At 45.6% G+C, this 13,055-nt stretch carries 11 protein-coding genes and 1 pseudogene; 5 read left to right on the top strand and 7 right to left on the bottom strand.

Annotated elements, in window-relative coordinates; translation table 11 throughout:
• Window positions 1–420 precede the first annotated feature (420 nt).
• From V8Q34_RS18730 to V8Q34_RS18750, 5 genes are all read right to left on the bottom strand, one after another.
• Window positions 421–750 (bottom strand): type II toxin-antitoxin system MqsA family antitoxin, encoded by a 330-nt coding sequence (locus V8Q34_RS18730; RefSeq protein WP_225305259.1) that lies wholly within the window; start codon window positions 748–750, stop codon window positions 421–423.
• 4 nt (window positions 751–754) lie between these two features.
• On the bottom strand, window positions 755–1,147 hold the full coding sequence (gene rpsI, locus V8Q34_RS18735; RefSeq protein ID WP_033140797.1) for a 30S ribosomal protein S9: 393 nt from the start codon (window positions 1,145–1,147) through the stop codon (window positions 755–757).
• 16 nt (window positions 1,148–1,163) lie between these two features.
• The gene (gene rplM / locus V8Q34_RS18740) at window positions 1,164–1,592 is read right to left on the bottom strand and encodes a 50S ribosomal protein L13 (protein ID WP_033140796.1); all 429 of its coding nucleotides are present in this window, start codon (window positions 1,590–1,592) and stop codon (window positions 1,164–1,166) included.
• A gap of 226 nt (window positions 1,593–1,818) precedes the next feature.
• Window positions 1,819–5,988 carry an alpha/beta hydrolase-fold protein gene (locus tag V8Q34_RS18745; protein ID WP_335836098.1) on the bottom strand — a complete coding sequence of 1,390 codons (4,170 nt, stop codon included), beginning with the start codon at window positions 5,986–5,988 and terminating at the stop codon, window positions 1,819–1,821.
• Window positions 5,989–6,120: 132 nt separating this feature from the next.
• A complete protein-coding gene (locus tag V8Q34_RS18750; protein ID WP_227211236.1) occupies window positions 6,121–7,071 on the bottom strand; it encodes an AraC family transcriptional regulator in 951 nt (316 codons plus the stop codon).
• A gap of 200 nt (window positions 7,072–7,271) precedes the next feature.
• On the opposite strand from V8Q34_RS18750, the gene V8Q34_RS18755 reads away from it, so the two are divergent.
• Together V8Q34_RS18755 and V8Q34_RS18760 are read left to right on the top strand one after the other, a co-directional pair.
• Window positions 7,272–9,188: an OPT family oligopeptide transporter gene (locus V8Q34_RS18755; RefSeq protein ID WP_033140793.1), complete on the top strand. Its 1,917-nt coding sequence runs from the start codon at window positions 7,272–7,274 to the stop codon at window positions 9,186–9,188.
• Window positions 9,188–9,547, top strand: coding sequence for a PqqD family protein (locus V8Q34_RS18760; RefSeq protein ID WP_081960266.1), 360 nt, complete (start codon window positions 9,188–9,190; stop codon window positions 9,545–9,547). Before V8Q34_RS18755 ends, V8Q34_RS18760 begins: the two co-directional genes overlap by 1 nt.
• A gap of 44 nt (window positions 9,548–9,591) precedes the next feature.
• On the opposite strand, the gene V8Q34_RS18765 is transcribed toward V8Q34_RS18760, so the two are convergent.
• Window positions 9,592–10,029 (bottom strand): rhodanese-like domain-containing protein, encoded by a 438-nt coding sequence (locus V8Q34_RS18765; RefSeq protein ID WP_033140851.1) that lies wholly within the window; start codon window positions 10,027–10,029, stop codon window positions 9,592–9,594.
• A gap of 283 nt (window positions 10,030–10,312) precedes the next feature.
• Here V8Q34_RS18765 and bioB point away from each other — a divergent pair, with 283 nt between their 5' ends.
• The 3 genes and pseudogenes from bioB to V8Q34_RS18775 all read left to right on the top strand — a co-directional run bounded on the left by bioB (window position 10,313) and on the right by V8Q34_RS18775 (window position 12,406).
• Window positions 10,313–11,275 (top strand): biotin synthase BioB, encoded by a 963-nt coding sequence (gene bioB / locus V8Q34_RS18770; protein ID WP_033140791.1) that lies wholly within the window; start codon window positions 10,313–10,315, stop codon window positions 11,273–11,275.
• A gap of 184 nt (window positions 11,276–11,459) precedes the next feature.
• A pseudogene (locus V8Q34_RS27570) lies at window positions 11,460–11,534 on the top strand (hypothetical protein); the annotation flags it as partial.
• Complete coding sequence (locus tag V8Q34_RS18775) at window positions 11,531–12,406, top strand: YitT family protein (RefSeq protein WP_148393501.1); 876 nt, start codon at window positions 11,531–11,533, stop codon at window positions 12,404–12,406. The pseudogene V8Q34_RS27570 and the gene V8Q34_RS18775, both read left to right, overlap by 4 nt.
• A 77-nt stretch (window positions 12,407–12,483) precedes the next feature.
• Here the strand turns inward: V8Q34_RS18775 and V8Q34_RS18780 are convergent, their stop codons facing one another.
• Complete coding sequence (locus V8Q34_RS18780) at window positions 12,484–13,050, bottom strand: uridine kinase family protein (protein WP_033140779.1); 567 nt, start codon at window positions 13,048–13,050, stop codon at window positions 12,484–12,486.
• Between the last annotated feature and the right edge of the window lie 5 nt (window positions 13,051–13,055).

Below are 13,055 nucleotides of genomic sequence, written 5' to 3' on the forward strand. Positions count from 1 at the left end.
GGCAAATAACCAAAATCTACTTAGGAGGTATTTTCATGTCCAAATCACCAGATACGCCAGAGTTCAGAGTAATGGTTTCTCAAGAATATCTTAACATACTAGACTCATATCGCTTTCCGGCAGATAAATATCAGATCGGTTGTAAAACTTTAAAAGAATAGGTGATTAAATATAGGTGGTATGGAATCGTTGCCTCTCAAATCTAAAATGGGAGTTGCATATTCTTCTGATTTAAAAAAGATGTGTGTGGAGGCTGTTTTGCCTGGTGATGGGAGTGTCGATGATATTGTTGAAAAATATAGTATTGATTGTCAGTTATGCATGTGTTTAGATAACTTCTGAAGCTTTCCCGCGATACCTTTGAAGAGTATTAAAATCCTTGAAAACACTGAATTTTCAAGGATTTTAATACTCTTCAAACTATGCCACTTTACTATAGTCAACAATTGAAATCTCCTGCATTACTTTCTTTGCCTGTTCTATAATATTTTCCAATTGTTTCACAACGTCCGCTGTATAAATAACTTCATTGCATTCTATGCATTTATAGCAAGGAACATTTCTGACAATTACTAAGCAGCTCCCCAAATCTGTCACGTCTGTTGTCAATCCTTTTTCAGCCTTAGCTCCGCATTCCATACATAACATATTTATTGCTCCTTTCTGGTTTTGAAATCTGCTTCCAATATTCAATTCAAAAAAACCCACAAACTTGACATTTGTGGGTTTTCCATACATTGCAATATGCAATTGATTATCTCTTGCTGAACTGCGGTGCACGACGAGCTGCTTTGAGACCGTATTTCTTTCTCTCTTTCATTCTCGGGTCACGAGTCAGGTAACCTGCGGATTTTAATACAGGTCTGTACTCAGCGTCTGCCTCCAGTAATGCTCTGGAGATTCCGTGACGGATAGCGCCGGCCTGTCCTGTGAATCCACCGCCATGAACGTTTACTAACACGTCAAATTTGTCTGCTGTCTCTGTTGCCATTAACGGCTGACGAACAACAACTTTCAGTGTCTCTAATCCAAAATATTCATCAATATCTCTTTTATTGATAGTGATTTTACCTGTTCCCGGTACTAAGTAAACACGAGCTACAGATGATTTTCTTCTTCCTGTTCCATAGAATTTTGTACTAGCCAATGTTCTCTACCTCCTATTAAAATGTTAATACTTCTGGCTTCTGAGCTGCATGGTTGTGTTCCGGTCCTGCGTATACGTGCAGCTTTTTGATCATGGATCTTCCTAAAGGTCCTTTCGGAAGCATTCCTTTAACAGCGAGTTCAAGAACCTTCTCCGGTTTTTTAGCCATCATCTCTCTCAGTGTGGTTTCTTTCATTCCGCCAACATAGTCAGAGTGATGATAGTAAATCTTCTGGTCTAATTTTTTACCAGTTACGCTGACTTTCTCAGCATTAACGATGATTACATAATCACCTGTATCGACATGAGGAGTAAAAACTGGTTTGTTTTTTCCTCTTAAAACTTTAGCTACTTCAGATGCAAGGCGGCCTAAGGTTTTGCCTTCAGCGTCCACTACATACCATTTTCTTTCAATCTTATCCGGATTAGCCATATAAGTGTTCATGGTTTTACCTCCTAATTTTCAGCATATACAGTAATATTCAAATTCATAAATTTATAATGAAAAATACCATACCGGGGCTTTTGGCTAGGTATTTTCGCACTACGTCACATTGAGATATTATATTACACTTATCCGGGCATGTCAACAGGTTTTATCGAAAATTTTGGCAAAAAATAAGCCATTTAGAGAGCTGTCTTCTTATATAATATTAACAGAACTCCTGATTTTATGATTTACGGATCTGTTTTTTCTTTTTCAGTATAAGAATGACTCCTCCAAAAGCTGCAGCAGTCAGGGTCAGATACAGTACAACCGGAGTCTCATCCCCTGTCTTTGCATTGCCGGCACCGGTCGTCTTTGTGCCTTTACTGCCGCTTCCCGTGTCATTTCCCTGACCGGAAGGTTTGGTACCGGGCTTTTTATCATCGCCGCCTGTTCCGTCATCCTTTCCATCATCTGTTCCCTTATTCCCGTCATCACCCGGGTCTTTGCTGTCATCACTCGGGTCTTTGCCATCATCACCCGGGTCTTTGCCGTCATCCTTTTTCTCTGCGCTCGTCTGTGCCAATTCCACAGTCTTGTCAAAAACAGCCGCTTTCAGACTCACCTGGTACGCTTCGTCCGGGTCAATACTGTCAGTGATATCAAAGGAAAAGCTTTCGTCTGCTGCACCGTCCGTCATATAATCACGCTGTGATGCAGTATACACAGTTTTTCCTCCCTGTGTGACCTCAAGCATAACAGGGACGGAGAGAGACGGATTCTCATTTTTTGTATAAACAGACGCAGGAATCCGGTTCATATAACTGCTGATTCCATCCTCAATTTTTATACTTGTGTTTACCACTGTTTTTCCATCTTTATTTTCCAGCACGGCAGTGCCGCTGATCTGTTCTGTGACCTCATCGTCCGCCTGATACATATGACCTCTCACATATGAAAACGCGGATTTGAAATACGGAATATAAAATTCACTGTTGTGATCTCCATTCTCTATAAAGAAGCAGTGGTCAACACCCCGCTCTGTGAGGGCTGCATCCAACTGGATTGCCGGGACTCCAAAACCATAGAGGTCTTGATTTCCGCACATAAAATACATAGAAAAATACTGCAGGTACTCGGTTGACACCTCTTTTACAATCTCATTCGGACTGTATGCGCCGCCCATACTGAAAGCGCCGAAGAAGCTTACCGCTCCTGAGAATATATCAGGATTGCGCAGGGCCAGGCCGTATGCCCCCTGTCCGCCCATAGACGCACCTGCTGTCAGACGATATCTTGCGTCCCTGATCGTCCTGTAACGGGCATCCATCATAGGCACCATCTCATCTGTGACCATTTTCTCCCAGTCATCTCTCCACCAGCTATCCTCCTCACTGTTTGGTATGACAACTATCATTTCGTCTATGAGGCCTTCCTCAATCGCTTCATCTAAAAGGCGGTCCACATTGTCTGTCATGTATGAAGTATGGTCGCTGTTAAACTGATGCAGCAGATAAGTGGTGGGATAATTTCTGTCAGATTCAAAATACCCCTCCGGCAGATATACCAGATATTTTTCCTCTACGGTTCCCTCTTTCTCCGTTGCCGATGCCGCATAAGCCGAATCATAAGATGTCTCAAAGAATCTGGAATGATTTCCATACATATAAATTCTGTCATTTCTGCTGATATAGGTATCCTGGAATTTTATCTCCTGTACACTGCCGTCCGTAAATGTGATCTTTCTTTCTGCACTGTATAAATAAGAAGCAGTGCCCTCTTTATCCTCTGTCTCAAAGATTGTGATGCCTGTATCCTCTATCTCTGTAATCCCTTTGTCATGTATCAGTTCTTCTGCTTCCTTTACTCTGTCTTCTTTCTTATTTCCCGATGAAAAATAATCTTCCGCAATAGTTCCTGCATATTCTTCTAATCTGCCCTCTTTCAGACAGGTATTCTGATATGCCGCTGCCGCTGCCACAGATTCTTTTATTTCCTTTTCCGGCACTCTGGAGGGCAGGCCCTGCAGTTTGTTGTAGGCTGCCTGGCTGTAAAGACCTACAGGTCCGCTGTACCAACCGCCGCCGCCATACGGAGGATCATTGTACACATGAACGTATACTGTATTCGTACCGCCGTAATTTAAGATGCTGGAGTCTATGGAGAACTTGCTGAGCACAGCCCAGGTCGTCTCCTTGGTACTGCTGCCATCCTCATTGACGCCTGTTCCTCCGATTCTCTTACCATTGACAAAAACTTCCCCTCTGTCATCCATGTACCCGATCAAGAGAGTCAGATTTTCTTTTGTGAAATCTTCCGGCAGTTCAAAGGTTCTGGCATACCAGCCCCAGCCTGTATTCATATACCATATCTTAGTAATATTTCCAAATCCCTGCTCCCAGTTTCCAAGGGCAGGCTGAACCACTGACCAGGATTCATATTCCTCTGAAGTCAAGGTATCTGCCTTAAACGGATCTGATAATCCTACATAATTGAAATACCAGTCTCCCATCAGATCGATCTGCTGTTCATCCTCAGCGTCCCCGGTATCCTGAATGCGAATCAATGTGGCTGTATCGAGATCCATACGGACGCCAAGAAGATTCACATACATCTGAATCGTGGAAGAGGTTTTATTTACCTTATTCGGAACCTTGACACCGCCCTCGTAAGTGCCGGGACCGTTTATATTCTGAGAAATTGTTGTATCGTACAGAATTTCCTTTGTGTTCGGATCAAGAACTGCAACTGTTATATCCATTTTGCTGTTCCCGCCCTGGAAAAAATCCGCATATTTTTCCCCAATCTCTATGGAATAGCTGACCTCTGCTGTCTTGTCGTTTCCCGTAAGCGCTGCTTTTTTCAGGGAAACAGACCCGGATGCCAAGCCTGAGATAAAGCGGTTTGTCATACGGCTAACCACTCTTTCCAGGGATTCCTGCAGATAATCTGTGCTGTAAGAGCCTGTCCTGACTGTAAATTCATGGTAATCAAAGGAAATAGATTTCTCCCAGCTGATAAACAGAGCTCCCATATCACTGGTGGAATGGGCCATATTTGTCCATGCATCGCCTGCAGGGGCGTCCATATAAGTATAGAATCTGGTATAAAAATTCGGATCTGCCTCGTGGCACTGTACCAGGTAATCATACACATCACCGTATATCTCATACCAGGGGTTGTCACTGCTGACGAAATCGCCCCGAATACTTGCAATCATGCCAAATGTCCCGGGTGCTGTAAGGGGAACGCTGTCTATCGCTTTGCTGTCCGATTCCAGAGGCTTCGGCATATCAGCATCCGATTCCTCCGGAAGGCTTCCGCTGTCCGGATCATGGAAATCTGCACCGGTGCTGTCTTCCGCATTGCCCGTTTTCTCAGCATCTGCTTCTGCATTCTTTTCTGAATCCTGCTGTTTCGGCATATCCGTAACTGAATCTTTATCAAAATCCGAAGTATCTGCATCCGAATCTTTTGCAGGTGACTGTAATTCTGCCTGACTCGCGTCTGGCTTCTGCTCTGCATCTGATTCTTTCCCGGCCTCTAACTGACGCGCATCCAATTCTTTTTCATTATCCTGAACATCCGAACGGTTCACATCTGTTTCTTTTTCCGCATCCCGGACATCCGAGCGGTTCGCATTCGATTCTTTTTCCGCATCCCCAGCATCCGAATGTTCTGCATCTGATCCTTTTTCCGCATCTCGGACATCCGAGCGGTCCGTATTCGATTCTTTTTCCGCATCTCCAGCATCCGAACGCTCTGCATCTGATTCTTTTTCCGCATCCAACGCTTCCTCTACATCCCGGGAATCCAACGTCTCCTGCGGCGTATCCGAATCTGTGTCCGGTATTTCTCCGGCTGTCTTATCCAGGTCTTCCTGCCCTGTCTTTGTATCCGCAGATTCTTCCGGATCCTTTGCATCTTCTGCCGGTTCCTGATCATCTGCCTGTTTCGTCTCTGTCAGTCCAAGAATATAGGCGAGATATCCTCCTGCTCCGGTTCCGACTACCGCCCTGTTTCCAGCACCCGGAATGGTATTATATTTTGCATCCACATCTGCCGCAACAAGCTCCATGACCTGCCGCACATCCATATCCAGAGTAAATGCCGGTTTTACCAGAATCATGTCAATCCCTTTTTCACCGGACATAGTTTCCCCCAGCATGTCCTCCATTCCTTCCGGATATTCCCCCAATCCATCATCCGGAAGCAGATACATAACCGGATAGCGCATTCCCCCATCCGGATCATAGCCCTCGGGCAGCACGACCTGATACCCGCAGGTATTCCCGTTCCACTCCACACTCTGCCTGTCAGACACTTCAGTCTTCGCCTTGATCTCCAGCGGCGTAAGAACACTGCCCAAAACCATAGACAATGTCAGCAAAATTGTCACAATTTTTCTCTTCATAAAAGCTCCTCCTGTACATCTTGACATATGAACCGCATTCTCCCCTCTGCATTTCCGTCATATTGTCAGTTTTATACATTTAAAATACAGGATAAGCATTCTTCACAGTAAGCAGATTCGCTTCTTAAACAATCAAAAATGATTCTCTTCACCGTCCCCGGTGCGTTCTTCCACCAGTATCTGTTTTATTTCATATTCCCCCCTCTCTTTTTTCCTGTACAGCCGCCGCTCTTCCCTCCATTTTGCAGGAAGTACCCCCATACGTTTTTTAAAATTCCGTTCAAAGGATGATATGGAGAGATAGCCGCACTTTTCTCCGACTATCCTTATTGGCTCCATGGTATTCTGCAGCATCCGGCACGCCTCCCTGACTCTTATGCAGTTAATGTAATCCACCGGTCCAAGCCCCTTCATCTTCTGGAAAACCTTGCGGAAATGGCTCTCACTGAAATGACACATGTCAGCCAGCTGCCCCACTTTTATCTGCTCCATATAATGGTCATAAATGTAGTCAATAGCCGGCAGAAGCGGCAGACTCACAGCCTCCTCCTCCACCCTGTGTTCCAGTACATCATAAAGCATAAACAAAAAAGAACACAGAAGGCTCATCACCTGCATTTTATATGTCCCTTTTTTCTCTCCCGCCGTCCGGAAAATCTGCTTTAAAAGAAAGGTAAGCTGTTCGTATTTTCTCTCATCTAAAATGCGGACTCCATAAAAAAGCTGCCTGCATATCTTCATATGCATTCTCTCATCAATAAAGGAAAACAGCTTCACAAAATCTTCCAGGTCCACAAACAAATATCCCCACATGTTGTACATGCCATTCTCATTTCTGGTAGCATGCAGAAGATTTGGCGCCACAAGACTGATACTTCCCTGACAAAATGCCGCTTCCTCCCCCTCGCTGATGATCGTCCCCTGTCCTTCATAACAATAACCAATCTCCAGATAATAATGAAAATGTAGTGGGTCATTAGCCCCTGCCTTCGCCCACGCGATCTTATCCAGTACCAGCAACGGATAATCCGGATATATTCTGAAAATATGGTCCTCTACATAACGCTTCTTTTTCCGCCCCACTTTTTCTTCTCCTGCTTTTATATTGCAAATATGCGTTTGCCTTTTTTATTATTATACATTATATTTGTAGAATTGTGTCATTATTTGTCATATTTATCCGTGATTTACTGGTATTTACTCTGAGAACTCTTTTCTTTATTGCAGTTTTTTATATTTTTCGATATAATAGGAGAGCATAAAAAATAAGGGAGAGAAAGACTATGAATGAACAAAAAGAATTCAAGCCTTATATTCCGGCCGAGCGCGTAACGCCGGAATTAACTGTCACCTCCATTGTTATGGGTATCATTCTGGCCGTCGTATTCGGCGCCGCCAATGCTTACCTTGGACTTCGTGTAGGTATGACAATCTCCGCGTCCATTCCCGCAGCCGTTCTCGCCATGGGTGTAATCCGCGTTATCATGCGCAAAAATTCCATCCTGGAGAGTAACATTGTACAGACCATCGGTTCTGCCGGTGAGTCCCTTGCTGCTGGTGCCATCTTTACATTACCTGCCCTCTTCTTATGGGCCGCTGATGGCAAAATGGAAACCCCGAGTATTCTGGAAATCACTCTGATTGCTCTGCTGGGCGGTCTTCTGGGTGTACTTTTCATGGTACCTCTGAGAAATGCCCTGATCGTAAAAGAGCATGGTATTCTTCCTTATCCGGAAGGAACCGCGTGTGCGGAAGTCCTTCTGGCAGGTGAAGAGGGCGGCGCAAATGCCTCCACAGTATTCGCCGGTATGGGATTTGCAGCAATCTTCAAATTTGTTATCGACGGTTTTAAACTGGTTCCCAGTGAAGTTTCCCTGAGAGTAAAGGGCTTTGCAGGTGAAATCGGAACACAGATCTATCCGGCTGTTATGAGTGTTGGTTATATCTGCGGACCACGTATTTCATCCTACATGTTCGCCGGCGGTCTGGTGAGCTGGATGGTTCTGATTCCGGCTGTTGTACTTTTCGGTGCTGATCTGACTCTGTATCCGGGAACTGCCCCCATTGGACAGATGTTCGCAGAAGGCGGCGCAAGCGCTATCTGGGGCAGCTACATCCGCTACATCGGTGCAGGTGCTCTGGCTGCCGGCGGTATCATCAGCCTGGCAAAATCCCTGCCTCTGATTATCCGTACATTCAGTGATGCCATGAAGAGTCTGAAAGGCAATACAAACACCAATACAACCAGAACAGGACAGGACATCAACATGGGTGTCATTCTGGGCGGTGTTCTACTTATCACAATTGCCATCTGGCTGGCTCCTCCGATTCCGGTTACCTTCCTGGGTGCCATTATCGTAGTGATCTTCGGCTTCTTCTTCGCCACTGTATCTTCCAGGATGGTAGGTCTGGTGGGAAGCAGCAACAACCCTGTTTCCGGTATGGCAATCGCAACACTGCTGATCGCTACTATCCTGCTGAAGGCAACAGGCGACAGCGGAATCCACGGAATGCAGGGCGCTATTGCCATCGGTTCCATTATCTGTATCGTAGCTGCTATCGCAGGCGATACTTCACAGGATTTGAAAACAGGATACCTTCTGGGCTCCACACCTAAAAAACAGCAGATTGGTGAGTTCATCGGTGTATTCGCAGCTGCTCTTGCCATCGGCGGTGTTTTATATCTGCTGAACGCAGCTTGGGGATTCGGTTCCGAGGAACTGGGCGCACCTCAGGCCATGCTGATGAAGATGATCGTAGAGGGTGTTATGGAAAACAACCTGCCGTGGACACTGGTATTTATCGGTGTATTCCTGGCAATCGCAGTGGAGATCGTGGGGATTCCGGTACTTCCGTTCGCAATCGGTGTATATCTTCCGGTACAGTTAAATGCCTGCATTATGGTAGGCGGACTGGTTCGTCTGGCATTTGACAAGATGAACATGAAAGACAAGAAGAAAAAAGACGCCATCATCAATGACGGTGTACTCTACTGTTCCGGTATGATCGCAGGTGAAGGTCTGATCGGTATCCTTCTGGCAGTCTTTGCCGTATTCCATGTGGATAAGGCCATTGACCTTTCCAGCAGATTCAATCTGCCTGCATCTGTTTCCAATATCGGAAGCCTTGTAGTATTCGCACTTGTGATCCTGAGTCTGCTTAAATTTTCTCTCTGGAGAAAACGTAAAGAGAACAAATAATGAAAAAAAAAGAAAATGTAATTGATAAAAACTATCTGGAGTTTATCCCTGAGAGAAATTCACTTCTCACCTGGAAAACGGACAAAAAGGGCATTGTGACCCTGGATGTTGAGAATACCGGTTTCTTTAACCGGCTCGCTCAGAAATGCTTCAACCGCCCGAAATACACCCATGTCCATCTGGACAAGCTTGGAAGTTTCGTCTGGCCTTTGATCGACGGCAAAAAGAACATCATTGAACTGGGCAAAGAGGTGGACGCACACTTCGGGGAAGAGGCTGCTCCTCTCTATGAAAGGCTGGCAAAATTCTTTCAGGTACTGGAAAGTTATCATTTCATTAAGCTGAACAAAGATGTGTAAAAGAACAGCGCACCATGGATATTATCTGCCATGATGCGCTGTTTTTATTTTTCTGTATCATAGGGCCAGTCCATGATCCCGCCGAAGTCATACACCTGGGTGTAACCCGCCTCTATGAGTTTTTTTGCAGCCTGCGCGCTGCGGTTACCGCTTCTGCAGTAGACCAGTATCTCCTGATCCGGGTCAGGCAGTTCCTCCAAGGGCTCACTGCCGATGGTCTCATTGGGGATCACCAGTGCCCCGGGCACATGGCCTTCCTTGTATTCCTCTTCTGTGCGGACATCCAGGATCACAATCTTATCATCCTTGTCCATGCGCTCTTTTGCCTCCTCTGCTGTGATCTTTTTATACTCTGTTTTCACTGTGTCCTCCTGTGCTGCATTTGTATCCTGGCCGTTCTTATTTTCTCCGCATGCGGCCAGTGCGGCTGCTATGACTCCCGCCGCTATAACAGTCTGAAGCCATTTCTTCTTTCTCTTCATACGTTTTCCTTTCCTCTGCCGGTAAGTCCATAAAACTTGATAGGATTCTGCTATTTCCGGCAGATTATACATTCTGTGATTAATTATGTTACAGTTGATACTGTAATTATAATTGTTGCAGTTATATTTGTCAAGCATTTCCGAAAAATACTGCTGCTGATTGTAAACTTTATTATTTTTATAAGTTGACAATATTCTTCTGATATTTTATAGTTATTCTCATAGGTTCTTTTTACGGATACATCTGAAATACTTAAAAAGCCCGAAAGATGAGGTATGAAAAATGATAACTACATTGCAGAAAAAAGTTATAAACGGCGGTACTCTTTCCAGGGAGGAGGCAATCCTTCTGTCTTCTGCCCAATTGGAACCTCTGTGCGAAGCAGCGGATCAGATACGCAGGCATTTCTGCGGGAACGCTTTTGATATGTGTTCCATTATCAACGGCAAAAGCGGAAAATGTCCGGAAGACTGCAAATACTGTGCCCAGTCCTCCCATTATTCTGCTGATACAGCCGTTTATCCCCTCCTAAGCACGGATGAGATCCTGCGGGAAGCAAAGGCAAACGCGGCTGACGGCATCCTCCGCTTCTCCATTGTCACCTCCGGGAAACGACTGAGTGATCAGGAAGTGGAACAGGTCTGTGACAGTTTCCGGAAGATCAGGGAAACCTGTGGAATCTCCCTGTGCGCTTCCATGGGTCTGCTCTCCCAAAAACAGTTTAAAATGCTGAAATCTGCCGGTGTGGTCCGTTACCACAACAATCTGGAAACATCCCGCCGCTTTTTTCCTCATATCTGCACCACTCATACATATGAAGATAAAATACAGGCAATCCGGGATGCCAGGGAATCCGGCCTCACGGTATGCAGCGGCGGAATCATCGGGCTTGGCGAAACCATGGAGGACAGAATTGATATGGCGCTCACCCTGCGGGATCTGCAGATCCGCTCTGTCCCCATCAATGTTCTGAACCCTATCCCCGGCACCCCTCTGGAGCATAATGCGCCTCTGCCCGAGGACGAAGTCTGCCGGACTGCTGCCATTTTCCGATTTCTTCTGCCGGACAGCATCCTGCGCATGGCAGGCGGCCGGGGGCTCATGGAAGACCAGGGACGCCGCGTATTCCGGTCCGGCGCAAACGGAGCTATCACACAGAATATGCTGACCACTGGAGGAATCGCTGTCCGTGAGGACCGGCAGCTTGCAGAGGAACTGGGATTTGAAATCAGGCTTTACGAGTAATGGAAGAAATCAACGGTAATTTTTTTAGAAAGGAACTTGAAATCTGATTTTCTCTCTGCTATACTGGATTCTATAAAAGAGCTTATGCGGATTATAATAATCGTTTGCATAAGCTCTTTTTTTGTTGTTTTACGTGTAACTGATTATAACTTGCCCGGAGCCTGTTTGAAAATGTGTTCCGGCAAAGTGTGACACACAGCCTGCCGAAAGTGATTTTCAGACACACTCTGGCAGGCAGAAAGGAAGGTTCTATTTATGAAAAACAATTATAAAGCACTGGCAAAAAATATTGGAATGGAACTGCTGGGAAGTGTCTTTATTGCCGTTGGCATCTACAACTTTGCCGTAGCCTCACACTTTCCCATGACAGGATTTTCCGGTATTGCGTTGATATTAAACCGCCTGTTTCAGCTTCCCATCGGTATATCCATTATTGTTCTGAATATTCCGGTGGCGATTCTCTGCTTCCGGCTTTTGGGGCGGCAGTTTTTTCTCCGTTCCCTGCGTGCCATGATCATCTCTTCGGTGATGATCGACTATCTGGCGCCGCTGCTGCCCGTCTATGAAGGAAGCCGGATGCTGTCAGCCATCTGCACCGGTGTGCTGGGCGGTCTTGGCTATGCCATTATTTATATGCAGAATTCCTCCACAGGAGGCACGGATTTTATTATCATGGCTGTAAAGGCATTGAAGCCTTATCTGTCCCTTGGAAAAATCGCCTTTTTATCTGATGTGGGAATCATTCTCCTGGGCGGTATTATTTTCCGGGATATGGATGGGATCATTTATGGAATGATCATCAACTTTCTGTTTGCTATTGTTGTGGATAAAGTGGTCTATGGAATCAATGCCGGTAAGATGACTCTGATCGTGACTGAGCACGGACAGAAGGTCACAGAGGTCATTGACGAGTGCTGCGGCAGAGGCAGCACCATCCTGAAAGGCGTCGGCGGCTACCGGATGGACGAAAAACAGGTGGTGATGTGTGCCTGTAATAATAAGCAGATGTATTTTGTCCAGAAAGCAGTGAAGGAGACAGATCCGGATGCCTTTATCATTGTTCTGGAATCCAATGAGGTGCATGGGGAAGGGTTTGAGATGCTGAAGATTGGGGAAGGCGGAACCTGTTAAAGAACAGATTGTAAGAAATAAAAATAGAGATTAAATATACTGCCTTCTGAAACTCCACATTCAGAAGGCAGTCTTCATTATACATATTTTCTTATGTAATCAACGATCATATCCATCGCTGTCCGAGAAGGAGTGGCTCCGTTCAAGATAAGATCCGCCCTCCATTTTGACGGCTCTACATACTGGTCATGGCGGTATCGCACTGTATCCAGATATACATCCGTGATTTCTTCACGGGAAAGGCCGTTCTGCATATTGCGTTTTAATCTCCTGAGAATCCGTTCGTCCGCCCGGCAGTCCACAAAAAGCTTCAGATCCAGCAGGCTGCAGATGGCATCATCATAGAGGGTCAGCAGGCCTTCCACCAGGATGATCCTTGTTTTGCCGCAGTCTCTTTCTCTTATGATATCCTCGTATAGCTGCTGCAGATACATGGTATCCGGATGGTTATCATCCACATATTCTCTGTCTCCTGTCAGAGCACGGACCCTCGGCCGCAGCTCTTCCGGTTTGAAATACTCATCCATATGAAAGACTTTTGGGCTTTCCTTTTCCAATATCTCTGCCAGTTTATTACACAGTGTGGTTTTGCCTGACGCACTGCCTCCGGCAATACCGATAACCAGAGCTTTTCCTTTTTCCATATGTA

This window comes from Blautia sp. JLR.GB0024 (assembly GCF_037000545.1).
In the GTDB taxonomy this organism is placed as follows: Bacteria; Bacillota; Clostridia; order Lachnospirales; family Lachnospiraceae; genus Blautia; species Blautia celeris.